This window comes from Roseibium sp., assembly GCF_048261595.1.
In the GTDB taxonomy this organism is placed as follows: domain Bacteria; phylum Pseudomonadota; class Alphaproteobacteria; order Rhizobiales; family Stappiaceae; genus Roseibium.
On record NZ_JBLXFW010000001.1, the window covers coordinates 821,004 to 843,449 of the forward strand.

Annotated in this window: 22 protein-coding genes; 8 read left to right on the forward strand and 14 right to left on the reverse strand. The window is 60.4% G+C overall.

The window, feature by feature from the left end; all coding sequences use genetic code 11:
* Positions 1-26: 26 nt before the first annotated feature.
* Positions 27-1,037 (forward strand): LLM class flavin-dependent oxidoreductase, encoded by a 1,011-nt coding sequence (locus ACN0SY_RS03625; RefSeq protein ID WP_417684535.1) that lies wholly within the window; start codon positions 27-29, stop codon positions 1,035-1,037.
* A gap of 3 nt (positions 1,038-1,040) precedes the next feature.
* Here the strand turns inward: ACN0SY_RS03625 and ACN0SY_RS03630 are convergent, their stop codons facing one another.
* The 5 genes from ACN0SY_RS03630 to ACN0SY_RS03650 form a co-directional block, all read right to left on the reverse strand.
* Positions 1,041-1,745, reverse strand: coding sequence for an ABC transporter ATP-binding protein (locus ACN0SY_RS03630; protein ID WP_417684536.1), 705 nt, complete (start codon positions 1,743-1,745; stop codon positions 1,041-1,043).
* Positions 1,742-2,497, reverse strand: coding sequence for an ABC transporter ATP-binding protein (locus ACN0SY_RS03635; RefSeq protein WP_417684538.1), 756 nt, complete (start codon positions 2,495-2,497; stop codon positions 1,742-1,744). The genes ACN0SY_RS03630 and ACN0SY_RS03635 overlap by 4 nt, the downstream gene beginning before the upstream one ends.
* A complete protein-coding gene (locus ACN0SY_RS03640) occupies positions 2,494-3,441 on the reverse strand; it encodes a branched-chain amino acid ABC transporter permease (RefSeq protein WP_417684539.1) in 948 nt (315 codons plus the stop codon). Before ACN0SY_RS03640 ends, ACN0SY_RS03635 begins: the two co-directional genes overlap by 4 nt.
* A complete protein-coding gene (locus ACN0SY_RS03645; RefSeq protein ID WP_417685867.1) occupies positions 3,438-4,355 on the reverse strand; it encodes a branched-chain amino acid ABC transporter permease in 918 nt (305 codons plus the stop codon). Before ACN0SY_RS03645 ends, ACN0SY_RS03640 begins: the two co-directional genes overlap by 4 nt.
* 95 nt (positions 4,356-4,450) lie before the next feature.
* Positions 4,451-5,620, reverse strand: coding sequence for an ABC transporter substrate-binding protein (locus ACN0SY_RS03650; protein ID WP_417684540.1), 1,170 nt, complete (start codon positions 5,618-5,620; stop codon positions 4,451-4,453).
* Between the two features lie 236 nt (positions 5,621-5,856).
* Between ACN0SY_RS03650 and ACN0SY_RS03655 the strand changes: the two genes are divergently transcribed.
* Positions 5,857-6,390, forward strand: a complete 534-nt coding sequence (locus ACN0SY_RS03655) for a hypothetical protein (protein ID WP_417684542.1) — start codon at positions 5,857-5,859, stop codon at positions 6,388-6,390.
* A 151-nt stretch (positions 6,391-6,541) separates the two neighbouring features.
* Complete coding sequence (locus tag ACN0SY_RS03660; protein WP_417684544.1) at positions 6,542-7,723, forward strand: lytic murein transglycosylase; 1,182 nt, start codon at positions 6,542-6,544, stop codon at positions 7,721-7,723.
* 51 nt (positions 7,724-7,774) lie between these two features.
* Here ACN0SY_RS03660 and ACN0SY_RS03665 read toward each other — a convergent pair whose 3' ends face one another.
* From ACN0SY_RS03665 to ACN0SY_RS03690, 6 genes are all read right to left on the reverse strand, one after another.
* Positions 7,775-8,269 (reverse strand): cupin domain-containing protein, encoded by a 495-nt coding sequence (locus ACN0SY_RS03665; protein WP_417684545.1) that lies wholly within the window; start codon positions 8,267-8,269, stop codon positions 7,775-7,777.
* A 58-nt stretch (positions 8,270-8,327) separates the two neighbouring features.
* Positions 8,328-9,095 (reverse strand): SDR family NAD(P)-dependent oxidoreductase, encoded by a 768-nt coding sequence (locus ACN0SY_RS03670; RefSeq protein WP_417684547.1) that lies wholly within the window; start codon positions 9,093-9,095, stop codon positions 8,328-8,330.
* A gap of 247 nt (positions 9,096-9,342) precedes the next feature.
* Positions 9,343-10,701, reverse strand: a complete 1,359-nt coding sequence (locus tag ACN0SY_RS03675; protein ID WP_417684549.1) for an adenylate/guanylate cyclase domain-containing protein — start codon at positions 10,699-10,701, stop codon at positions 9,343-9,345.
* Positions 10,702-10,831: 130 nt separating this feature from the next.
* Positions 10,832-11,656, reverse strand: a complete 825-nt coding sequence (locus ACN0SY_RS03680) for an MBL fold metallo-hydrolase (protein WP_417684551.1) — start codon at positions 11,654-11,656, stop codon at positions 10,832-10,834.
* Positions 11,657-11,667: 11 nt separating this feature from the next.
* Entirely contained in the window at positions 11,668-12,123 is a 456-nt protein-coding gene (locus ACN0SY_RS03685; protein WP_417684552.1) for a cyclic nucleotide-binding domain-containing protein, read from the reverse strand.
* Positions 12,124-12,212: 89 nt separating this feature from the next.
* Positions 12,213-14,807 (reverse strand): ABC transporter transmembrane domain-containing protein, encoded by a 2,595-nt coding sequence (locus ACN0SY_RS03690; protein ID WP_417684553.1) that lies wholly within the window; start codon positions 14,805-14,807, stop codon positions 12,213-12,215.
* A gap of 196 nt (positions 14,808-15,003) precedes the next feature.
* Between ACN0SY_RS03690 and ACN0SY_RS03695 the strand changes: the two genes are divergently transcribed.
* The 5 genes from ACN0SY_RS03695 to ACN0SY_RS03715 are packed head-to-tail and all read left to right on the forward strand — an operon-like array spanning position 15,004 to position 20,600.
* Positions 15,004-16,218, forward strand: coding sequence for a glycosyltransferase family protein (locus tag ACN0SY_RS03695; protein ID WP_417684555.1), 1,215 nt, complete (start codon positions 15,004-15,006; stop codon positions 16,216-16,218).
* Positions 16,219-16,251: 33 nt separating this feature from the next.
* Positions 16,252-17,472 (forward strand): glycosyltransferase family 4 protein, encoded by a 1,221-nt coding sequence (locus tag ACN0SY_RS03700; protein ID WP_417684556.1) that lies wholly within the window; start codon positions 16,252-16,254, stop codon positions 17,470-17,472.
* 49 nt (positions 17,473-17,521) lie between these two features.
* Complete coding sequence (locus ACN0SY_RS03705) at positions 17,522-18,679, forward strand: glycosyltransferase family 4 protein (RefSeq protein ID WP_417684558.1); 1,158 nt, start codon at positions 17,522-17,524, stop codon at positions 18,677-18,679.
* Positions 18,676-19,830, forward strand: a complete 1,155-nt coding sequence (locus tag ACN0SY_RS03710) for a glycosyltransferase family protein (RefSeq protein WP_417684560.1) — start codon at positions 18,676-18,678, stop codon at positions 19,828-19,830. Before ACN0SY_RS03705 ends, ACN0SY_RS03710 begins: the two co-directional genes overlap by 4 nt.
* Complete coding sequence (locus ACN0SY_RS03715) at positions 19,827-20,600, forward strand: polysaccharide deacetylase family protein (RefSeq protein WP_417684562.1); 774 nt, start codon at positions 19,827-19,829, stop codon at positions 20,598-20,600. The genes ACN0SY_RS03710 and ACN0SY_RS03715 overlap by 4 nt, the downstream gene beginning before the upstream one ends.
* Positions 20,601-20,882: 282 nt before the next feature.
* On the opposite strand, the gene ACN0SY_RS03720 is transcribed toward ACN0SY_RS03715, so the two are convergent.
* The 3 genes from ACN0SY_RS03720 to ACN0SY_RS03730 all read right to left on the reverse strand — a co-directional run bounded on the left by ACN0SY_RS03720 (position 20,883) and on the right by ACN0SY_RS03730 (position 22,135).
* Positions 20,883-21,281 carry a hypothetical protein gene (locus ACN0SY_RS03720; protein WP_417684563.1) on the reverse strand — a complete coding sequence of 133 codons (399 nt, stop codon included), beginning with the start codon at positions 21,279-21,281 and terminating at the stop codon, positions 20,883-20,885.
* The gene (locus ACN0SY_RS03725) at positions 21,278-21,793 is read right to left on the reverse strand and encodes a hypothetical protein (protein WP_417684565.1); all 516 of its coding nucleotides are present in this window, start codon (positions 21,791-21,793) and stop codon (positions 21,278-21,280) included. Before ACN0SY_RS03725 ends, ACN0SY_RS03720 begins: the two co-directional genes overlap by 4 nt.
* Before the next feature lie 78 nt (positions 21,794-21,871).
* Positions 21,872-22,135 carry a hypothetical protein gene (locus ACN0SY_RS03730; protein ID WP_417684567.1) on the reverse strand — a complete coding sequence of 88 codons (264 nt, stop codon included), beginning with the start codon at positions 22,133-22,135 and terminating at the stop codon, positions 21,872-21,874.
* Between the last annotated feature and the right edge of the window lie 311 nt (positions 22,136-22,446).

Below are 22,446 nucleotides of genomic sequence, written 5' to 3' on the forward strand. Positions count from 1 at the left end.
ACCGCTGAAAGCCAAGAAATCCCTTCATGATTCCTTTCTCCCTTCTCGACCTTTCTCCCGTTCCCGCAGGCAAAAGCGTGCGCGATGCGCTGGCCAACACCAGGGATCTTGCCCAACATGCCGAGCAGCTCGGCTACCGCCGCTACTGGCTGGCCGAGCATCACAACATGCGCGGCATTGCCTCTGCGGCGACCGCCGTCTTGATCGGACACGTGGCAGGCGCGACATCGACGATCCGGGTCGGCTCGGGCGGCATCATGCTGCCGAACCATGCGCCGCTGGTGATCGCCGAGCAGTTCGGCACACTGGCAGAACTCTATCCGGACCGCATCGATCTCGGTCTCGGCCGCGCGCCGGGTACCGATATGGCAACGGCCCGGGCGCTCCGGCGTTCCACGGACAATGCGGACAATTTCCCCGAAGACGTTCTGGAGCTGATGGCCTATCTGGACGATCCGGCTGAGGGAACAAGGATCCTCGCTGTTCCGGGAACCGGCACGAAGGTTCCTGTCTGGATCCTCGGCTCCAGCACCTATGGAGCGCAGATGGCCGCCTATTATGGTCTGCCTTACGCCTTTGCCTCGCACTTTGCCCCTGCGGAACTATCCAACGCGGCGGCGATCTATCGCCGCTCCTTCCAGCCATCGAAATATCTCGACAAGCCGCACTTCATGATGGCAGCGAATGTCTTTGCCGCCAATACGGACGAGGAAGGCGCGTACCTGCGCACTTCCATGCAGCAGGCCTTCATCAACCTGCGCACAGGCAAGCCCGGCCCCCTGCCCGCGCCGGTCGCTGATCTGGAAGCCCTTGTCGGGCCTGTCGCCATCGAGATGGTGGAAGATGCCTTGCGGATTTCTGCCGTCGGCGCGCCCGAGACCGTCAAGGCGAAACTTAAAGAGCTGATCGCCACCTACCAGCCGGACGAACTGATCTTCACCGGCCAGATCCATGACCACACCTCCCGCAAACGCTCCTTCGAGATCGCGGCAAGCGTGATGGGGGAGATCAACGGCGAACGGGAGGCGGCGGAATGACGCTTACGCCCCCAGATAGCGCTCCTTCAAGGTCGGGTCGGCCTTGAGCTCCTCGGTCGTTCCGGTCCAGACCGTGCGGCCCTTTTCCAGGATCACGTGACGCTCGGCGAGCCTTTCCAGGGCCGAGACGTTCTTGTCGACGACAAGGATAGACTGGCCGCGGGACTTCAGTGTTTCAAGGCAGGACCAGATTTCCGCGCGGATCAGCGGGGCTAACCCCTCGGTCGCCTCATCGAGGATCAAGAGCTTCGGGTTGGTCATCAGCGCCCGGCCAATCGCCAGCATCTGCTGTTCGCCGCCTGATAGCTGGCTGCCCAGATTGCCGCGCCGTTCCCGCAAGCGGGGGAACAATTGGTAGATGCTGGCAAGATCCCAGCCGTTCTTCGCCTTGACCGAGGTGGCAACGAGGTTTTCCTCGACACTTAAGGTCGGAAACACCTGACGCCCCTCGGGCACGAGGCCAAGACCAGCTTTCGCGATCCGATAAGAGGGCGCGCCTACCACCTCTTGCCCCTCGAAACGGATGCTGCCGCCCCTTGGACGCATCATTCCCATGAGATTGCGGATCGTGGTGGTCTTGCCCATGCCGTTCCGGCCCATGAGGGTGACCACTTCACCGGCCTCGATGGTCAAAGACACGTCGAAAAGCACCTGCGCTTCGCCATAGGCAGCTTCGAGGTTCTCGATCCTGAGGAGCGGCGCGCTCATGCGTTTTCCTCCTCGCCGAGATAGGCCTCGCGCACCTTCGGGTCGCCGCGGATCTCGTCCGGCGTGCCGCTGGCGACGATCTCGCCATAAACCAGAACGGAAATCCGGTCGGCGAGCTGAAAGACGGCATCCATGTCGTGCTCCACCAAGAGCATCGGGCAGCGGCTCTTCAGACCTTTGAGGATCTCGACCAGTTGCGCGGTTTCCTCCGGCCCTGTGCCTGCCATGGGCTCGTCGAGCAAGAGCAGTTTCGGTTCGACCGCCAAGGCCAGCGCCAGCTCCAGCATGCGTTTCTCGCCGTGGGAAAGGCTTCCGGCTCTCAGATCGGCCCGCCCATCGAGACCTACATCGGTGAGGATCGCCGTGGCCTTTTCATTGAGAGCCCGGTCGCGGGCAGCGTTTCCAAAGAAGCGGAAGGAATGCCCCTCATGGGCCTGAACGCCGAGCGCAACATTCTCCAGTACGGAAAAATCCGGCAGTATCGCCGTGATCTGGAAGGTTCGCCCAAGTCCGGCACGGGCACGGGCGGCAACCGGCCAATGGGTCACGTCGGTTCCGCCGAAGAGCACAGAACCGCTGTCGGATGCGGTCGCCCCGGAAATCTGTCCGATCAGTGTCGTCTTGCCGGCGCCGTTCGGACCGATGACCGCATGGATCTCACCGGGGTGGACATCAAGCGACACGTCCGTGGTGACCACGAGGGCGCCATAGGCCTTGTTGAGGTTTTTGAGCTCAAGGATCGGGGCGGTCATTCGCTCGCCCTCCCCTTGATCATGCCCAGAAGTCCGCCGCGGGCATAGAGAACGACGAGGATCAGCAGCGGGCCGAAGATCAATCGCCAGTGCTCGGTGTAGCCGCTAAGGACCTCTTCGAGGACCATGTAGACTATGGAGCCGATGATCGCGCCATGCAGCGAGCCGAGACCGCCGAGGATGACCATGACGATCAGTTCGCCGGACCGGTGCCAGGACATATAGGCGGGCGAAACGAATTCGGCCTGATTGGCCATCAGTGCCCCCGCAAGGCTTGCGATCATCCCGGCAATCACGAAGGCGACCAGGCGGTAGCGATAGGGGTCGACGCCCATGGCCTCAAGCCGTGGCTCGCTCTGCTTCGCGCCCTTGAGAACCCGCCCAAAGCGGGAGGCCGAGACCATGCGCAACAGGAGGTAGGTCCCGGCAAGGCAGGCGAAGACAAGATAATAAAAGCTTTCGTCGCCCGCAAAGAGCTCCGTGCCGAAGAACTCGGACCGTCCCCACATGGTCAGGCCGTCGTCGCCGCCGTAGGCAGAAAGCGAGGTGGCCGTGTAATAGGCCATCTGCCCAAAGGCCAGGGTGATCATGATGAAATAGACGCCGCGGGTCTTGAGGCTGATCGCCCCGGTGACAAGCGCGAAGACGCCGCCGACCAGCAAGGCAACGGGGAAAGAGACCCAGGCATCCCAGATATCGTGCTCGGCGAGAATGCCGACCGCATAGGCGCCGAGGCCGATATAGGCGGCATGGCCGAAGCTGACCATGGCGCCGAGCCCAAGGATGAAATCGAGACTGACAGCGACAATGGCGAAGATCAGGATGCGCGTGGCGAAGAGCATCACGAAGCGATCGTCGAAGATGCTCGCGTAGAGCGGCACAAGAGCTAGCGCCACGAACAGAACGAGCGGCAATAGCCGGGATTTGAAAACGCTTGCGCTCATGCCGTGCGCACCGGGAAAAGGCCGCTGGGGCGGAAGAACAGCACACCGGCCATCAGAATATAGATCAGCATGGAAGCGATAGCGGGACCGACGTCATTGGCGGCATCCGGCGGCAGGATCAGCCGGGCGATGTCGGTGGCGAAGGACCGGCCGAGCGTGTCGACAAGCCCGATGATCAGTGCGGCCAGGAAGGCACCGCGGATCGAGCCGATACCACCTATGACGATGACGACGAAGGCGAGGATCAGCAGATTGTCACCCATGCCCGGCTCAACGGACAGGATCGGGGCGGCCATGATGCCGGCAAAGCCGGCGAGCATGGCACCAAAGCCGAAGACCAGCATGAACAGGCGGCGGATATTGACGCCCAGCGCTGCAACCATTTCCGGGTTGGAGGCCCCTGCCCGCACGAGCATGCCGGCGCGGGTGCGCGTTACCAAAACATAGAGCAGGACCGCGACCGCCAGCCCCGATCCGATGAGCGCGATGCGGAACACCGGATAGGCAAAGTTCTCCATCAGCTGGATAGAGCCATCCAGCAACTCCGGAACCGGCAACGACAGCGGCGCGGCACCCCAGATGACCTTCACCGCCTCATTCAGAAACAGAATGACGCCGAAGGTGGCCAGAACCTGGTCGAGGTGATCGCGGTCGTAGAGATGCCGGAAGACGAGGAACTCCAGAACCAGCCCGCAGATCAGCGCTGCGATCAGCGCCATTAGCACGGACAGCCAGAAGGAACCGGTCAGCTGATAGGCCGCGACAGCCAGATAGGCGCCGAGCATGTACTGGACACCATGCGCCAGATTGATGAAGTCCATAACCCCGAAGACGAGTGTCAGGCCGGCGGCGATCAGGAACAGGAGAATGCCGAGCTGGAGCCCGTTGAGGGTCTGGACGGCAAGAAGGGTAATGCTCACGGTCTGGTGTCCGGATGGCGAGAACGCCTCGAGAATGCAAACGGGGTCCGGACATGCCGCCCGAACCCCGGGGAAACGGACAAGCCGTATTACTTCAGACGGCAGGAGCCGGCGTAGGCGTCGCCAACGTCGTCAAAGACCTTCTGAACAGTTTCAGTGACGTACTTCCCGCCTTCGCCCTTCACAGCCTTGACCAGGTAGAAGTCCTGGATCGGGAACTGGTTGGTGTTGAAGCGGAAATCGCCACGTACACTTTCGAAGGGAGCGGCAGCCAGCGCGGACAGGAGCGATTTCTTGTCCTTGGAACCGCCGGTCATGGAAACAGCACCGTCGATCAGACGAGCCGCGTCATACCCCTGAGCCGCATAGAGCGACGGAGCATAACCGTATTCGGCCTCGAAGGCGCGAACGAAGCGATTGTTGGCTTCGTTGTCGATGTTCGACGCCCATTCGGCGCCGGAATAAAGGCCGACCGCCATGTCCTTGGTTGCCGGCAGGGTCGTCTCGTCAACCGTGAAGGTGGACAGGAACGGGACGAGATCCTTCAGGCCGGCCTGGGAATACTGCTTGACCAGGTTGACGCCCATGCCGCCCGGCATGAACGTGAAGAGGGCGTCCGGACGTTCGTCGGCAATGCGGGCAAGCTCGGCCGAAAAATCGAGCTGACCGAGCTTGGTGTAGATCTCTTCCACGATGGTGCCGGTGTAGTGCCGCTTGAAGCCGGCAATGGCGTCCTTGCCTGCCTGATAGTTCGGCGCCATCACAACGACCTTGCCGTAGCCCTGCTGCGAGGCATAACGGCCCATGACTTCATGGTTCTGGTCGTTCTGGTACGACGTGGAGAAGAAGTACGGGCTGCAGCCCTTGCCGGCAATCGGAGACGGACCGGCATTGGCACCAATGAAGATCGTCTCTGACTGGATGATCGGCTTGTAGACCGCCATCATGACGTTGGAGAAGACCACGCCGGCCATCATGTCGACCTTGTCACGCTCAAGCAGCCCCTGAACCTTGGTGATCGCCGCGTCCGGCTTCAGCTCGTCATCAACGACGATGACTTCCGTTTCGAGGCCGCCGAGCTTGCCGCCACCCTGTTTGACCGCCAGCAGGAAGCCGTCGCGCATATGCTGCCCCAGAACCGCAGGCGGTCCGGACAGCGTTGCCAGAAAACCGATCTTCAGGCCATCGGCAGCAGCCGGTGCCATCGTTCCGGACAGGACCGCTGCCCCGACCGTCAATGCGGACAAAATGCGTTTCATTCCTCATTCCCCTCGAATACTCTTCTTGGCTATCCGGCAAGTTGGAGGAGTCTTTCGCGCTCCATTCCCTCACCGGATGCCCGTTGCCTGCATTTAAAAGGTAAAACTATCCGGATGTTAAGCCCTTGAGGCCCATTCTTGATCAAGAAACTGCACTGCAAGCCCCGCAAAATACACGAGGGCAGCTTTTACGGGGGTGCAGAGCCGGGTCGCCGACGCCTGGTGGAACGAAAGGCATGGCAATGGACAGTCAATCTGGAAAGACCTTGATCGTCGCCTCGGCGCTCCTTGCCCTGACCGGATCGTTCGGCGCGGCTGTAGCCGACAGCCTGCCGGAACCGGACAACCTGCCCATTCCCCTGCCATCCATTCCACAGACGGTTGATTGTGACGCCTACGCCCGCGCCTATGCCGACAGCTATCTGGGCAGCGGCGACCCGACGGGCGACATCGTCGACGGGGCAATGCGCGGCGCTGTCGCGGGCGGTGCCTGGCAAGGTCCCGGTGGCGCCCGGCGAGGCGCACGCGTCGGTGGAGCCCTCGCCGTCATGGACAATCTCGCCTCCTACCCTGGAGGCTGGCAGGGCCTCTACGACATGGCCCTGCAGATCTGCCAGAATGAAAGCTCGGGCGCCAACTATCGTCCTCAACCGGCTCCAAGAGGATCCGGCGCCAGCGGCTCTTCCCCCTGCCGTTCATCGGCGGGCATGGCAGGAGGCAGGCCCAGCGGCGGCATTTCGGCCCGTTCCGGCGGGGATGATTGCCGCTGAAACGTGGAACACGCGACAAAGGCGCAGAACACCTGTTGACCCGGCGACCGTCCCTACGTCACCCTGTCGTCGATTTGAAACGCGTGATCCGTCCGTACGCCCCGGCAATCGCGCGATCCGTCAGTCCGTTAGATTTGGCCCGAGAGATTTCATGATCCGCGCAAAGCTGCTTGCCCCCACCATTGCCCTTACCGTCATCCTCGCAGCACCGCAGGCGCTTGCAGCCAAATGCGGCGGCGACTTCCAGCAGTTCCTGGCAGAAGTAAAGGCGGAGGCCGTTGCCAAGGGTCTTTCGGCACGCGCTGCAGACAGGACGTTGAACGGTGCGCAGATCGATCGCAAGGTCCTCTCCCGTGACAGGGCCCAAGGCGTCTTCAAGCTCGATTTCCTGACCTTCTCCAAGCGCGTGATTTCAGACTACCGGATGAAGCATGGCGCCGCGAAGATGAAGCAATACGCTCGCACCTTCGCCCGCGCCGAAAAGGACTATGGCGTCCCCGCCCCGGTGATCACGGCGTTCTGGGCACTGGAAACCGACTACGGCGGATTCCAGGGCGACTTCAATACGGTCAACGCCCTGGCCACGCTGGCACACGATTGCCGCCGTCCGCACCTGTTCCGCCCGCAGCTCATCGCGGCCATCGAGATGGTTCAGCACGGCGACCTGGACCCGCGCACGATGACGGGTGCATGGGCTGGCGAAATCGGCCAGGTCCAGATGCTGCCCGAGGACATCATAAAGTTCGGCAAGGACGGCGATGGAGATGGCCACGTCAATCTCAAGACCAGTTCGGCCGATGCCATCCTGACAGCGGCGGCATTCATCCAGAATCTCGGCTGGCGTCGCGGCGAGCCCTGGCTGCAGGAAGTCACCGTCCCTTCCAACCTTGACTGGGAAACGACAGGTCTGGGCAAGAAGAAGAATGGATCGGAATGGTCCCGGTTGGGGGTCAAGGCCCGCTCCGGGAAAATCGCGAATCTGCCCGCCGACCTGCTACTGCCACAGGGGCGCAAAGGCCCTGCCTTTTTGGCCTTCAACAATTTCGCCGTCTATCTGGAATGGAACCAGTCGTTCATCTACACGACGACCGCGGCCTATTTTGCAACAAGGCTTGGCGGGGCACCGCGTTACGACGCAGGCAACCCGGACCCAGGTCTGGGCGATGCGGAGATGAAACAGCTCCAGAACAAGCTGAAAGCCATGGGTTATGACGTCGGCAAGGTCGACGGCATCCTCGGCAGCAAGACTCGCGATGCGGTTCAGGACGTGCAGAAGAAGCTGGGCATGCCCGCGGACGCCTGGCCTACCCCTGCACTTTTGTCGAAGCTCTGAGCGGTTGGGAGAGTTGAACCCTCAGCTCTCCCCCCGCCCCTTTTTCAGGCCTTACTTTGGAGCCTTTTCCGGAACGGTTGGCTTACCGCCGTCTCCCGTCAGAAACACGGCGAGGATCCGGACCGGGCTGTCGCCGGTGTTGTGGCCCTGATGGGTCACGTGCATCGCTTCGAGCAGACCTGTGCCCTGCGTATACAGCTTGTCGCCAATTCCCTCATAGGTGACCGTAAGCTCACCTTCGAGGATATAGGCATAGAGCGGCGCTCCATGCCGATGCCATGCGGTCTTCTCGCCTGGATCCATGGTCACGATCACGGATCTGACGCCGGGGTTTTCCTGAGGGAAAGCGATTTTCTCGCCGGCAATGGTCGTATTGCCGGTAAAGACCTCAACGACCTTGTCATAGGTTGACCCGGTGCCGGGCGCCGGCTGCGCGGTCGCGCCGGGCTTTGTCGCCGGTGTGATGGCCTTGTCCGCGGCAAGGACCGGTCCTGTGCCGGCAACAGTGGCAGCAAGCACACACGCGCAAATATTTCTTACAAACACGACAGGGCCTCCCCATTCCAGAATGAGAAGACCCTGCCACGGCATTATGGAGAAGCTGTTACCTCGGCGCCATACGGATTGCGCCGTCGAGACGGATGGTCTCGCCGTTCAGCATGTCGTTCTCGCAGATTGCCTTCACCAGCTGGGCATACTCGGTCGCCTTGCCGAGGCGAGAGGGAAACGGGACCTGCTGACCGAGACTGTCCTGAACCTCCTGGGACAGTCCGAGCAGCATCGGCGTCTCGAAGATCCCGGGTGCGATGGTGCAGACACGAATGCCGGATTTCGACAGGTCGCGCGCGATCGGCAGCGTCATCCCGGCGATCCCTGCCTTCGAAGCTGCATAGGCGACCTGGCCGATCTGACCGTCGAAAGCGGCAACTGACGCGGTTGAGACGATGACACCGCGAGCGCCATCTGCGTTCAAGGGGTCCTGTGCCGCCATGTTGGTCGATGACAGAGTGATGCAGCGGAAAGACCCGGCGAGATTGACCGCCAGGACCTTTTCAAACATGTCCATCGGATGCGGTTCGCCGCGGGACGTCGTCTTTGCAACGGGCGCGATGCCTGCGCAATTTACGAGGATGCGCTCGGCGCCGTGGGCCTCCCGGGCCTTCTTAAAACCTGCAATGACGCTGTCCTGATCGGTGACGTCAACCTCGGCGAACAATCCGCCGATTTCCTTTGCCACCGCTTCGCCATGGGTCTTGTCACGGTCAAAGATGGTGACCCGGACGCCTTCGCCAGCCAGCATGCGAGCCGTCGCCGCGCCAAGGCCCGACGCTCCACCCGTCACGACCGCTGCAAGATCCTTACCCAGTTGCATGACACCACCTCCACACATTAGCAATTGTTTTTACGATCTTTTTTTCTCTTAATTGACTAGAACGTAAAAGTCATTTTGGATAAATGCCGGGTTTCTTCCCATGGGTCAACTTGTTTTGTGATCGGCGAACCACGGCATCTGGAGCAGAGCGCCTTTGCACAAAGGGCACGAGGTACATGCTCACGGCCGTAATCCGGCAATGAGAAATCGGGTACGCAAACTGCGCGCGACAATTGTCACGAAGGGTCTAGCGGCTCGCCAGGATCACAAGATCGACCGGATGCGCGAGCCCGGGAACGGTCTTCGCAGGCCTGGCCAAAGCATCTTCCGCAACGTAATTCTGATGCACTGCCAGGTCAAACGTTGCCCTGTCGGTAAGAGCCCGACTTTGCTCGACCTTGTTCATGTCCTCGAGTTTCGCTGCCCGGTTCACCGCATCACCGATGACCGTGAACTCAAGGCGATCTGCGGAGCCCACGGTCCCGACCGTGACCATTCCGGCAGCTGCTGCCCCGCCGACCACAAGGTCGCCGGGCCAGCCGGCGGACTGAAACGCTGCCTGCCTTTTCTCAACAACATCGACGACCCGGCACATGGCACGCAAGGCATCGGCTGCATGGCTGCCGGAAGAGCGCAAGGCGCCGAAGGTCGCGAGGATACCATCGCCCAGGAACTTGTCGATCCGCCCGCCTTCCTCCCTGATTATCTCGAGCGCCAGCTCCTGATAGACAGCAAGAACTGCCATGACCTTTTCCGGCGTCATTGCTTCCGCCGTTGAAGTGAAGGAGCGAATGTCGAGATAGAGGATCGTCGCCTCCCGCGTCTTGCCCTGCCCCGCTTGAAGCACCGTTGGCGCTTCCGTGATGGAATCGGCAACTTCAGGCGCGAAGAAGCGGCGCAGATCGGCCACGGCCGCCTGTTGGCGGATCGCATCGAAGAGCATCAATCGCCCCCGATAGAGCGCTGCGCCCAGAACGACGGTCACCGTCAGAATGACCATGGTCTTGTCCAGTTCCGCGCCGATCAGGATCGTGTTCCCAGTCAGGTATTCGACATAGTTGCGGGTTACCCGCATCCGATCCATGTCCGCCAGAACAGCGTAGGCGACGAGCCCGAGCCAACCGGTGACGGCCACCAGTCCGGACGCCAGAACGAATCGTTGATCGAACCGGAGTGCTCTGAGCGCAATGAAAATGAAGACGTACATCAGGGTTGGCGTCTTCAGGTAGAAGGTCGGATGCTGTCCGTACTGGATGTGAAACGAGAAGATGAGCCCAACCAGCAACGCCATGTCGACCAGGATCGACAGGTAGAGATACCAATTCGGCAGCTCGAACCGGTAGGACAGCACCAGACGCAGGACAGTGAAGAGAAAATAGCTGCCGAGGGCCAGTGGCACGAAGTTGAATCCGCTTCCACCTTCCGCACGCGGCGCGATTGCATAAAGGCTGGAGAAGAACAGGACGATGGCTAGCTGCACCCATCCGATCAGACGTTCCGAAGCAATCTCGCGCTGATGAATTTCGACACGGACACGTTCCGGCAATCCGGTTTCAGGCGGACCGCCGCGCAGAAACGACAAGAAGAGATTTCGGGCCTTGGCCATCGCGCGATTGCCTGCACTGTTCCGAATGGACTGATCTCAGATCAAGCTGCGTGAAAGGCGCCGCTTGCGCAAGGTACGCAACTGCCTTTGTGATCTGAGGTGACTTTCGGTGATGGCCATGTCTGAACGGTCACGGGATGAGCAGCATGCCTTCCGTTGCCACGATCGTTCCCGGATATGCGGCATTCGCGGCAGCGGCGATGACATCCAATGCATCGTCATTGCGCCGTGGATCATGGTGAAACAGAACCGGCGTCTTCACCGACGCCGCGGCCGCCAGTTCAACGGCCTTTTGCCATGTCGAATGGCCCCATCCCTTGTAGGTGGGATACTCCTCGTCGGTGAACATGGCGTCGTAGATCATGATGTCGACACCCTCGACGAAACGGCGGACGTTTGCGTCGACCTGCGGGTCACCATGTTCGTGGTCCGTGATGATCGCAATCGACTTGCCATGGTAATCGAACCGGTAGCCACATGCTCCTCCGGGATGGTGCAGGCGAACGGTCGAAACCACCAGATCGTCATCACGCTTGAGCGTCTCACCGGCACGAAAGGTCTTGAACTCGACGGCTTTCAGGGTTTTGGCAGCCACCGGAAAGATCGGCGGCGACATGATCCGGCTGACGATATCGGACAGACAGGTATCATCTTCGAAGTGCCCCGCCCAGGCGTTGACCTGAAAGCGTTCGTCATAGGCGGGTTTGAAAAAGGGCAGACCGCAGATGTGATCGAGATGGGTATGGGTGAACAGGAGATCGAAGGACCGCGGCCCAAGACCGCAAAGATCCATGCCGAGATTGCGGGCACCTGAGCCGCAGTCGATCAGGATGAGCGCCTCACCGGCGCGCAGTTCCAGACAGGTCGTCTCGCCGCCGTAGCGCAGGGTACCAGGCCCGGGGGTGGGGGTAGATCCACGCGCCCCCCAACAGCGAAGCGAAAACTCAGTCGCCAATCAACTTCTCCTTATGCCGCCGCACCAGAGCGCGCCGCAGCCAGATCACGGGTCGTCCTTTCCAGACGTAGTGCCAGTGTCCGCATGACTTCAAGGGACATTTCCGGGAATTCCTTGAGCATCTTGAGGAAATCGTCCTTAGAAACCGTTAGGACGTCCATGTCGCACGCCGCAACCAGTGTCGCCGTACGCGGGACGTCGCAGAGGATGGCGATTTCGCCGACGATCGAATTTTCAGACACCTGTGCGACAGCTCTCTCGCCATCCGGGGTGTTCACAACGACGTCGGCGGCTCCCTTGAGGATGATGAAGGCGCTGTCCCCTTCCTCGCCCTGAGAGCAGAGGCGTTCACCCTGCCGGTATTCAACGCGATCGGAGATGAAGGCAAGCAACCGAAGTTTGGTCTCGTCGATCCCACGGAACAAAGGCACCTTTCGAAGGGCCTCGACTTCAGTTTCCAAAGACACTCTTACCTCCTTTGCCGTTACCGGCGAACCTTTCAGGGCCGCGGACTGGCCGCTGCCTCAGTGCACAAAAGCACCTTGCGTGCAAAGCCTCAAGCATCCTGTTGCTCGTCAGATCTGATACGCCCCTGCTCGAGAACCACCGAGTGGGCGAATTCGCTTGCCACCGCTACGTTAGGTGCCCCGAACAGGAAAATCCGTCCGGAAAGAATCTCGCGAAGAGTTGCTCGCAACGCCACATCCTCTTCCGACGAACTGGTTGCGATATCATCAAGAATTGTGACCTTCGCGTTCTTTAGCAAACCTCGGACCAGCGCCAGCTTGCGCCGCTGTCCGGCTGACAGCCGCGATCCTGAAACCCCGACATGATAATTAAATCCTGCAAAGACGATCGGTTCCCGCAGGCCGGTTTCCTCGACGATGGTCCGAATGACTCCGTCGATCCGCTGCCGCGCGTCGCGCCGGTCGACACGAGGGCGGCCGAACAGCAGGTTGTCCTCGATCGACAGGGGCGGCAGGTAGAGATTCGGGTCAATGGCAACGAAGCTGTCGCTCTTGGCGACGACGAGCTCGTGGAACTGCGCTCTGGCAGCGACGATTTCATCGCGCATGGCATCATCAAGAACGCCGAGACGGTGACGGGCCGGTACAAGCTTGAATGCCAGTGAAATCAACCTGTCGCGGTCTGCCTGCGTCAGTCCGGGCCGTTGCTGCCCGGAACGGGCGATACGGACAATCCGGTCGAACTCCGGCAACTCGTCCTGAGTAATGAAGGAATAGGTTCCAAGCAGGCCGCTATCGCCGCTGACGTTGGCAAAGAGCTCGATCATGGTTTCGGCGATCTTCTGGCCGATATTCTGGAGCTTTGAGGACAACCCGGTCTCTTCGAGGAAGTCCTTGACTTCGGGCAACTCATGGACCGTGGACATGGTCACGTCCGGATCGGTCGGAACGGCGAAGAACAGGTTCTCCGCAAGGCTGGCACTGGAATTGAACCGGCTGACGTCCCAGAGTTCCACAAGCCCTGCAATTTGCGTATCGGCCGCTATCCGGGCGCCGAGTTTGGCACGCACAGCCAGAATACGCTCCGCGAAACCATCATCCATTGCCGGGTCGAAACGTGACTGCAGACCGAGGCGATAGACGTCCGGCTCCAGCTGGACCGCTCTCAGCAGCTCAAGCGCCTTGACGTCGAGGGCCTGCGCATCCGGCACGCCGGCGGCAAGGAAATCGTCCCAGATCGCTTCCAGATCATAGGTGGGATTTCGGGTTTCCCGAGCCTCGGAGAGCCTGCGCTCGAAATCCCTGAGGCGAGAGCCCTCCCGTTCGACCTCCTGCAATGGCCTGTGCCGCAGACCGTAGTAGAGGTTCTCCCTGATGCTGCCAGACCAGATATGCACTGCGCCGCCCACATAGGCAATTTCTCGACCAAGGGTCGACGCACTGAGCGTCTCCAGATCCCTGGCCCCGATACAGACCTTGCCGGAAGCGGGACTGACGAGGCCGGCGGCAAGTTGCAGCACCTCGGCGCGTCCGGAGCCATCCGAGCCGATGACGGCACAGGCTGTTCCCTCTGGCACCTTCATGCTGACATCCGAGACCTCCTGTCCCGCGGCGCCGCCGGAGAATGTGACATTCTCCATCATCAGATCGCCCGTCAGCTCGACCTTTTCATCAGATGTCAGGCGTTCCACAGGGTAGATATCCGGCGGATCGAAGTTCTCGACGACGGTCTGATACTTCACGTCGACATCGGCGACGAGCTGGTAATAGGCCAGCAGTTCTTTCCAGGGGCCGGCAAGATCCTTGTAGGCTGCAATGACGGCCAGCAATGCGCCGATGGAGAGATTGCCCTCGATAACCAGGTAGCCGCCGATCAGGTAGAAGAAAAACGGCGTCAGCTGATTCATGAAGTTATTGAGGAACTTGATGAAATACTTTCGATTGAAGATCTCGTAGCGGATCTTGAAATTCTGGTACAGGCGATCGGACAAATCGGCCGAATGCCAGGCCGCGGCATCATTGGCATGGATCTCGGGAACACCGGCGATGCTCTCGCCGACCTTGTCCGCGATGAGCCGCACGTTCTTGACGCGCATACGCGACAGCTGCACGACCTTTCGCTGCAGCTTCGGGATCACGTAGATCTGCACCGGGTAGGACGAGATGGCAGCAAGGCCGAGCAGAGGATCCTGCATGAATATGAAGCCGAGCTGTACGACCAGCATACCGCCCTGGTAGGCGGGAAGCGCGAATGCTTCGCCGATGAAACCGCCGACATCCTCGACTTCGGAGGTGATCATGGGAATGATCTCGCCCGAACTTACCTTGCGAAAATGGGGCAACCGAAAACGGAGTACCCGCTGGAAAAGTTCAAATCGCAGCCTGCGCAGCATGCGCTCGCCGAGACGGCCCTTGAAAACATTGATGTAGAGTTTCAGGCCGTTGGAGACGACCACGAGAGCCAAAAAGCTGATGCAGAGCAGGAACAGGTAGGAAACCTGGTCGAATTCGAAACCGAAAACCGCGCGCGGAAAGTCATCTCCCTGCACCGCGTCGTTGACGATCAGCTTCGGCAGTTCCAGAAGCACATAGCTGATCGGATAGGACAGGACAGTGACAAGAAGGATGAAAATTTGCTGACGGGCGCTGAACCTCCAAATGAAGCGAAACAGACTTTTTTCCATAACTGCATCCCGCTTGACCCAGCGCAACGTCGTGCACGTGGCGATTTTTTAGTATATTAACCCGCATTGGGGGATGTGCCACTGATGAATACCCCTTAGGGATTTTTTCAGGGAATAGTCAGGTAGGTCCCGATGAGGCGCTTGCAAGGGCAGGCTGTTTCACCGCGAGCTCGAACGGCGCAACGATTGGGGTAACATGCGTTCCAACTCACCGAAGATCCTGATTTATAGCCATGATTCCTTTGGCTTAGGTCACCTGAGGCGTTGCCGTGCGATTGCTCATTCGCTGGTCGAAGCCTTTGACGACCTTTCCGTCCTGATCCTGTCCGGATCACCGATCATCGGCAGTTTCGAGTTCCGTTCGCGGGTGGACTTTGTCCGGATTCCCGGCGTCATCAAGCTTCGCGACGGCGAATATACCCCTCTTTCCCTGCATCTGAACATTGATCACACGCTAGCGATTCGCGCGTCGATCATCGAGCATACTGCCAAGGTGTTCGAGCCGGACATCTTCATTGTCGACAAGGAACCGCTGGGTCTGCGCGGCGAAGTGCTTCCGACACTGGAGGCCCTCAAGGGTACCGATACACGCCTCGTTCTCGGCCTGCGCGACGTCATGGACGACCCGCAGATGCTCCGTAAGGAATGGGAGCGCAAGAACGTCTATCCGGCATTGCAGTCACTCTACGACGAGATCTGGGTCTATGGCCCCGAGGGTATCTGCAACCCGGTCGAAGGCATCGACCTGCCCGCTGGCATTGAAGAAAAGCTGCGATACACCGGCTACCTTCGCCGCAGTCTGCCGGAAGGGGCCGAAACGCTGCCCGAACCGGCACCCTTTGGTGAAGAGCCCTATATCCTCGTCACGCCCGGGGGCGGCGGCGATGGCGTCGAGATGGTAGACTGGGTCATGCGCGCCTATGAGGCCCGCCGGCATCCGCTGTTTCCCGCCCTCATCATTCTCGGGCCGTTCATGCCCGCAGCCGCTGTCGCGCAATTCGTGGAGCGTGCCTCGCACCTGCGCGATGTCGAGGTGATCCGCTTCACGCCGCAAATCGAACCATACCTTGCCAATGCGACCGCGATCGTCGGCATGGGCGGCTACAACACCTTCTGCGAGATCCTGTCCTTCGACAAGCCGACGCTGATGGTTCCGCGCATCATTCCGCGCCGCGAACAGGCGATCCGCGCCGCGCGTGCAGAAGAAAGCGGCCTCCTGAGAGTGCTGCCGATCGACCAGTATCCGGACCCGGAACTGATGACGCGGGCCCTGATAGAGCTGCCGGATTCTCCGTGTCCCTCCAGCGCCGGTGTTGAAAACCTGCTGGGCGGTCTGGAACTGATCGGAGAGCGGGTCGGTGAGATCTTCGACCAGAACCGCACATCAGACCGCAAGCTGGTGAATTTCTAGACCGGCATTCGATACATCACACAAGAGCGTTCCATGTCCCGCATTGCCGTCGTGGTCAAAGGCTATCCGCGCCTTTCCGAGACCTTTATCGCCCAGGAAATTCTCGGTCTTGAGCGCCGCGGTATTCCGATCCTGATCGTGGCGCTCAGAAAGCCTTACGACCCTTTCATCCACGAGCTGCACCGTCAGATTTCGGCTGAGGTCATGTACCTGCCGGAGTACGTTAAGGACGATCCGGCACGGGTGGCGCGGGCGAAACTCTGGGCTGAAAAGCAACCCACATTTGCGGCGGCAAAGGCGCTGTTCGATGCGGACTACGCCAACGAGCACAACGCCAACCGCCAGCGCCGCTGGGCGCAAGGCTGCGTCTTTGCCCACGAGCTACCTGAAGACATCACCTGGATCCATACCCACTATCTGCATACGCCATGTTCGGTTGCCCGCTACGCGGCACATCTGGCCGGGCGGGGCTGGTCGTTTTCGGCCCATGCGAAAGACATCTGGACCAGCGAGGAATGGGACCTTCGCACCAAGCTCGACGATGCGGCCTGGGGCGTCACCTGCACGGGCGTCAACGCTCAGCACCTGAAAAGCCTGAGTGCCAACCCGGACAAGGTGGAACTGGTCTATCACGGCCTCGACTTCGAGGGCTTTCCGCTGCCATCCGACACGCCCTCGACCCGCGACGGGACCGGTGAGCCTGTTCGCATCCTTTCCGTTGGCCGTGCAGTGGAGAAGAAGGGTTACGACGACCTGCTTCACGCGCTTGCGGACCTTCCCGAGACTCTGAACTGGCACTTCACCCATATCGGCGGCGGTGAACTGGACGGCGCACTGAAGACGATGGCCGACGGTCTCGGCCTTTCGGACCGGGTCACCTGGCGCGGAGCACAGCCGCGAGAGGAGGTCATCAAGGCCTGCCTCGAGGCGGATCTTTTCACCCTGCCCTCGAAGCTGGCCAAGTCCGGCGACCGGGACGGCCTGCCGAATGTGCTGATGGAAGCCCAGTCGATGGGGCTTTGCTGCCTGTCGACCGAAGTCTCGGCGATCCCGGAACTGATCATCGACGGAAAGACCGGCCTCCTGGTGCCGCCCGCCGACCGTGCTGCGCTGTCGCAGGCGCTTGCAGAGCTGATTGCCAAGCCCCAATTGCGTGATACGCTCGGCCGCGCCGCTTCCGCGCATGTGCGCAAGAACTTCGCCAGCGCACCGGGCATCGACCATCTGGCCGAGAAATTCCGCAAGGTGCTTTGACGGCTCGCTGCGCAAGAACGGGCGCAGCTGATACAGCAGGACACAACTCTTGAAGATCGCCTTCACAGCGCCGATGAAGCCCCTGGACGATCCGGTTCCCTCCGGCGACCGGACCATGGGCAGGCTCATCGTCAAGGCACTGGAAGCGGGCGAGCACGAGGTCCGCATCGCCAGCAGGTTCCGGTCGTGGCGCAAGGATGGTAGTGAAGACCTGCAACGGGCGGTCAAGCGGGATGCGCTTGCGGAGGCCGAGCGGGTCGCGAAGGAATGGGACGCCGCGAACTACCGGCCCGACATTTTCCTGACCTATCACCTCTATCACAAGGCCCCGGACTGGATCGGTCCGGCGCTGGCCGACCGTTACTCCATTCCCTATGCCATCATAGAGGCCAGCCGCGCTCCGAAGCGCAGGACCGGCCCCTGGGCCTTCGGCTTTTCGGCGGCAGACGAGGCACTGTCACGGGCCGATCAGGTTGCGGCCCTGCACCGCGCCGACAGCGAATGCCTCTCCGATGTCGTGCCTAAGGACCGCTTGCGGGTGTTGCTGCCGTTTCTCGACACCAGCCCCTTCGAAACTGATTCACGTCCTGCGCAAGCTGATTCAATTTCAGGCGATAAACCCCTGAAACTTTTGACAGTGGCAATGATGCGGGAGGGCGACAAGACCCGCTCCTACGAAGTGCTGGCCGCAGCGCTCGGCAAGGTCCGGGACCTGCCGTGGCACCTGACCATCGTCGGCGACGGTCCCGCCCGCGATCATGTCCTGTCGCTGTTCCCACCAGACCGGATCACCATGCGCAGTGCCCTGCCGCCGGAAGACCTGCCCGCTCAATATGCCGCGCATGATCTCTTCGTCTGGCCCGCGATCCGCGAGGCTTTCGGCTTCGTTTTTCTGGAAGCCCAGGCGTCGGGCCTTGGCGTCATTGCCGGGGACACGTTCGGCGTCCCTGACATTGTCATCGACGGCGAGACGGGGCTGATCTCGCCGGAGGGCGATGCGGAGGCCTTCGCGCAAAACCTGCGCAAGGTTCTGAATGACCGGCCGCTTGCCGCACGTCTCGGCGAGACCGCCCGCGACCACATCAAGGCGAACCACCGTCTGCAAGCAGGCACCCGCCGCCTCAACGCCTTTCTGGAGGCAGCGCAGGACCAGTATTGGCATCGCATGCCCTTGGACAAACGCTACGCCGCAACGGATCTGACATGACCCTTTCCGCCTTCATCCACGTTCAGCATCTCCTTGGCACCGGACATGCCGTGCGCGCGGCTGCCATCGGCAAGGCGCTTGCAGCGAGCGGCGTCGAGGTGACGCTGGCAACGGGCAACCTCTTGCCGCCGACGCTGGACACGAGCGGACTGGAGGTCGTCCAGCTGCCGCCGGTGAAAAGCCCGGACGCTGTGTTCAACCGGCTGGTGACCCCGGAAGGCGATCCGATCGACGGGATCTGGGAAGAACAGCGCACTGCCGCCACGCTCAAGGCCTTTACTGCAAAGCCCTACGACCTGCTCCTGACCGAGACATATCCGTTTGGGCGGCGTCAGTTCGAATTTGAGCTTTCCGCCCTGATTGCCACCGCAAAGGAAACGGACAAGCCGCCGCTCATCGCCACCTCCATCCGGGACATACTGGTGCGCAAGCAGGAGCTCTGGAAAGAGGAATGGATGGCGGATCAGGCCTGCGCGCACTACGACCGCATTCTCATCCATTCGGACCCGGATTTCGTCCAGCTTGCCGACAGCTTCCCCTTCGCCGACAAGGTCGAGCATCTGGTGCGCTACACCGGCTTTGTCGACGGCGGCGCGCGGCCCGAACCGCCCGAAGGCCTCGGCGAGGATGAAGTCATAGTCTCCTGCGGCGGCGGCGCCGTGGCGCAAGGCCTGCTCATGGCCGCTCTCGAGGCCCGCCCCCTCTCCCGCCGCGCAGAGGATGCCACCTGGCGCCTCCTCGTTGGTCATGACATTTCCGATATGGCCTTCGAGACCTACGCCAGATCGGCGGGTGAAGGCATCATTGTCGAGCGGGCACGCAAGGATTTTCCGGGGCTCCTGAAACGCGCCCGCCTGTCGGTGTCGCAGGCAGGCTACAACACCGTTCTGGACGTGCTGATCGCGGGCGTTCCGGCCGTCTTCGTGCCCTTTGCTCAGGTGAAGGAAACCGAGCAGACGCAGCGGGCCAACGCCCTTGCCGCCCATGGCCGTGCCGTCGTCACGCCGGAACATGACCTCTCCCCGGAAAAGCTGGCCGCCGCCATCGATGACGCGCTCGCCCTGCCGCGCAAACACCACGAGGTACTGCTTGGCGGCGCCGAGAAAAGCGCCGAAATCCTGCTGGACGACCTGAAGGCGCGCCGCCCATGAGCGCCGAATTCGACCGTTTCAAAGCCGAGCTGACCGCCCATCTCGACTGGTTCGCCGAACGCGGCCAAAAGGTCCGCTTCTGGTGGCGCGACGATGACGCTGTCGAGCCGACCGAAGATCTGGAGCGGCTGCTGGCGATCGCCAATGCCCATGACGTCGATGTGGCACTTGCCGTGATCCCCAAACATGCGACGCAAGCCTTGGCCGACCGGCTCGAAGACGAGCCCCACGCCATTGTCCTGCAGCACGGATTTCAGCACAGGAATTTCCAGCGCAAGGACCTTGGCGAAAAGGCCGCCGAACTCGGTACCCGCCGCGATCCGGACCAGCTGATCGGCGAACTTAAGGCAGGCCGGGAGCGCCTGGAGGTCCTGTTCAACGGCCGTTTCGTGCCCGCCATGGTGCCGCCGTGGAACCGGATCGCCCCGGAGATCGTCCGCCGCCTGCCGGATGTCGGCCTCAGCGGCCTGTCGACCTTCACCTGGATGCATTTCCCGCGCGATGCGGCCCGCCAGACGCAGGTCCAGTCCCATGTCGACATCATCAAGTGGAAGAAGGACCGGCGCTTCATCGGCTGGGAAAGCGCGCGCCTGCGCCTCGATCTGCAGCTCTGCCGCCGACGCACAAATCCCTCCGAACCGCTCGGCATCCTCTCCCATCATCTCGCCCATGACGAGGGCTGTTACGAGTTCCTCGACAGGTTCCTCGACATCGCCGCCTACCACCCGGGAGCAGAGTGGCCACGTGTGAAGGAGTTGTTTGGGGAATAGTCCCGTTTCGCCCGGCCGCGTCCTTCACTCTCCCCCCTTGAGGGGGAGATGTCCGCACATGCGGACAGAGGGGGGCATCGGCGCGGGAAACAGGAAGCCTTCTCTTTTTAGAGGGGTTTACACCCCCCCTCTGTCTCCTGACGGAGACATCTCCCCCTCAAGGGGGGAGAGGAACCGTCGCCGAACGGCTTCGCTTGCCAACCGATGGTCCCAAGCCAGACTGAGCACCTTTGGGCTTTGACAACTCCGTCTTCTTTGGGAGGTCCATTCCGCCCCCCTTCCTCATCCTGAGGAGGGCGAAGCCCGTCTCGAAGGATGGGCATCTGGGAAGCCTTCGCTCCAATTCGCGCACGCTCCCCTGGGCCATTTTGCATTGGCCCGCCGCGACGGCTGCGACACAGATGGGAAGTCCTCGACCTCAAACTTATAGGTCTTGAATTCCGGGTTCAGGGCCAGATTACCGTTCTGGGGCAGAAAATAGCCGTCCGCCTGCTCGAACATCTCTGCTGTTTCGGCGCTGTAGACGATACGCTCGGCAGAGACGGCGGCGTCGGTGCCATCGGCCAGAACCAGCGTGCCTGCACCGCCCGCCATCAGTTGCTCGACCTGGCGGAAGCCGCCATAGGCGGTCAGGAATTCATGGCCCGGTGTGGTGACGAGTTCCTTTTCATCGCCAATCATTCACCTCTGAGACCAATAAATTTTAGAAGTAAAACCAAGGGCTGCAGCAGCAAGAACGACCCCAATGGAACGAAAGCGGATACCAAGAAAGAAAATTTGTAACCAATAAATATTACTGCAAAACCGTAATAATCAATTTCACTCAAATAAATATTCATAGCAAACAATACATAATAAATAATTGCAAAAATCAACAAGCAATAAATTGAGCCATAAAACATATGTATATTAATGTTTAAATCTAAAAAATCTAAAAATCTCATTTTCAGATAAAATAAAATCCCAACCAATACATAAAGAATAATCAATACGTGACAGAAAATTGAACTCACTAAGTACACATTGGAATAAACCGGATCGAGCTTTTTCAGATCGGTGTTTCTAGATGTTTCTACAAGAAAAAAATCACTTAGAAAACCAGCTTCGGAAGTAACACTCAATAGATTCACTGCGGCATAAGTAAAAATTGGAACTAAAAAAAAACCCCCAATAACAATAATGTCGGTAGCCAATCCAAATCGCCTCCGAAAGGCCGGTACGTCTGCAAGCGAGAACGCAAAGAAATTCGACATCTAACGATCACCATTCACCTAATGATAATTCCCACCCACCGTCTTCATCCCGCATCTTCGGAAGAAGCGGTCGGCCTCGGCGGCGTTTTCGCCGTTGGTGACGTGGCAGAGCAGATGGGCGCAGTCGCGGGTCCTGGCCCAGTGGCGCAGGGCCTGCACCAGCCACAAGGCCACCTTGCCGGACAGAAGCGTGCCCGAGAGCCCGTCCGCATCCGCCACAACGCCCTCCCGAAACACTCCATTCATGCGCGGCCGACCGGCATCATCGAATCCCCCAAACACGTGGAGAGACCCTAGCAACATCCGGAAATGTAGCAAGCAATCCACCGTGCAATCATGTGTTGAACCGAATGCCCCCGGAGGCTAGTTCCCGGATCTCCGCTACCGCTACGTCCGGGACGGCGGTGGTTGCACAGCCCTGCCCTCCGCAACACACATCATCCCATGGCTTGACCATGGGATCCATTCCGATCCCTTTCCACCAAAGAGCCGATCTGCGAGCCGGTCAGGCAACGGAATGGATTGCAGGATCAAGTCCTGCAATGACGGACAGAGATACGCGGCCAGCCTTCACGGCCGCCAATTTACTCATC

Coding starts and splice junctions, on each gene's coding strand:
- ACN0SY_RS03625 (WP_417684535.1), top strand. CDS start 27: ATGATTCCTTTCTCCCTTCTCGACCTTTCTCCCGTTCCCGCAGGCAAA.
- ACN0SY_RS03630 (WP_417684536.1), bottom strand. CDS start 1,745: ATGAGCGCGCCGCTCCTCAGGATCGAGAACCTCGAAGCTGCCTATGGC.
- ACN0SY_RS03635 (WP_417684538.1), bottom strand. CDS start 2,497: ATGACCGCCCCGATCCTTGAGCTCAAAAACCTCAACAAGGCCTATGGC.
- ACN0SY_RS03640 (WP_417684539.1), bottom strand. CDS start 3,441: ATGAGCGCAAGCGTTTTCAAATCCCGGCTATTGCCGCTCGTTCTGTTC.
- ACN0SY_RS03650 (WP_417684540.1), bottom strand. CDS start 5,620: ATGAAACGCATTTTGTCCGCATTGACGGTCGGGGCAGCGGTCCTGTCC.
- ACN0SY_RS03655 (WP_417684542.1), top strand. CDS start 5,857: ATGGCAATGGACAGTCAATCTGGAAAGACCTTGATCGTCGCCTCGGCG.
- ACN0SY_RS03660 (WP_417684544.1), top strand. CDS start 6,542: ATGATCCGCGCAAAGCTGCTTGCCCCCACCATTGCCCTTACCGTCATC.
- ACN0SY_RS03670 (WP_417684547.1), bottom strand. CDS start 9,095: ATGCAACTGGGTAAGGATCTTGCAGCGGTCGTGACGGGTGGAGCGTCG.
- ACN0SY_RS03675 (WP_417684549.1), bottom strand. CDS start 10,701: ATGGCCAAGGCCCGAAATCTCTTCTTGTCGTTTCTGCGCGGCGGTCCG.
- ACN0SY_RS03690 (WP_417684553.1), bottom strand. CDS start 14,807: ATGGAAAAAAGTCTGTTTCGCTTCATTTGGAGGTTCAGCGCCCGTCAG.
- ACN0SY_RS03695 (WP_417684555.1), top strand. CDS start 15,004: ATGCGTTCCAACTCACCGAAGATCCTGATTTATAGCCATGATTCCTTT.
- ACN0SY_RS03700 (WP_417684556.1), top strand. CDS start 16,252: ATGTCCCGCATTGCCGTCGTGGTCAAAGGCTATCCGCGCCTTTCCGAG.
- ACN0SY_RS03710 (WP_417684560.1), top strand. CDS start 18,676: ATGACCCTTTCCGCCTTCATCCACGTTCAGCATCTCCTTGGCACCGGA.
- ACN0SY_RS03715 (WP_417684562.1), top strand. CDS start 19,827: ATGAGCGCCGAATTCGACCGTTTCAAAGCCGAGCTGACCGCCCATCTC.
- ACN0SY_RS03720 (WP_417684563.1), bottom strand. CDS start 21,281: ATGATTGGCGATGAAAAGGAACTCGTCACCACACCGGGCCATGAATTC.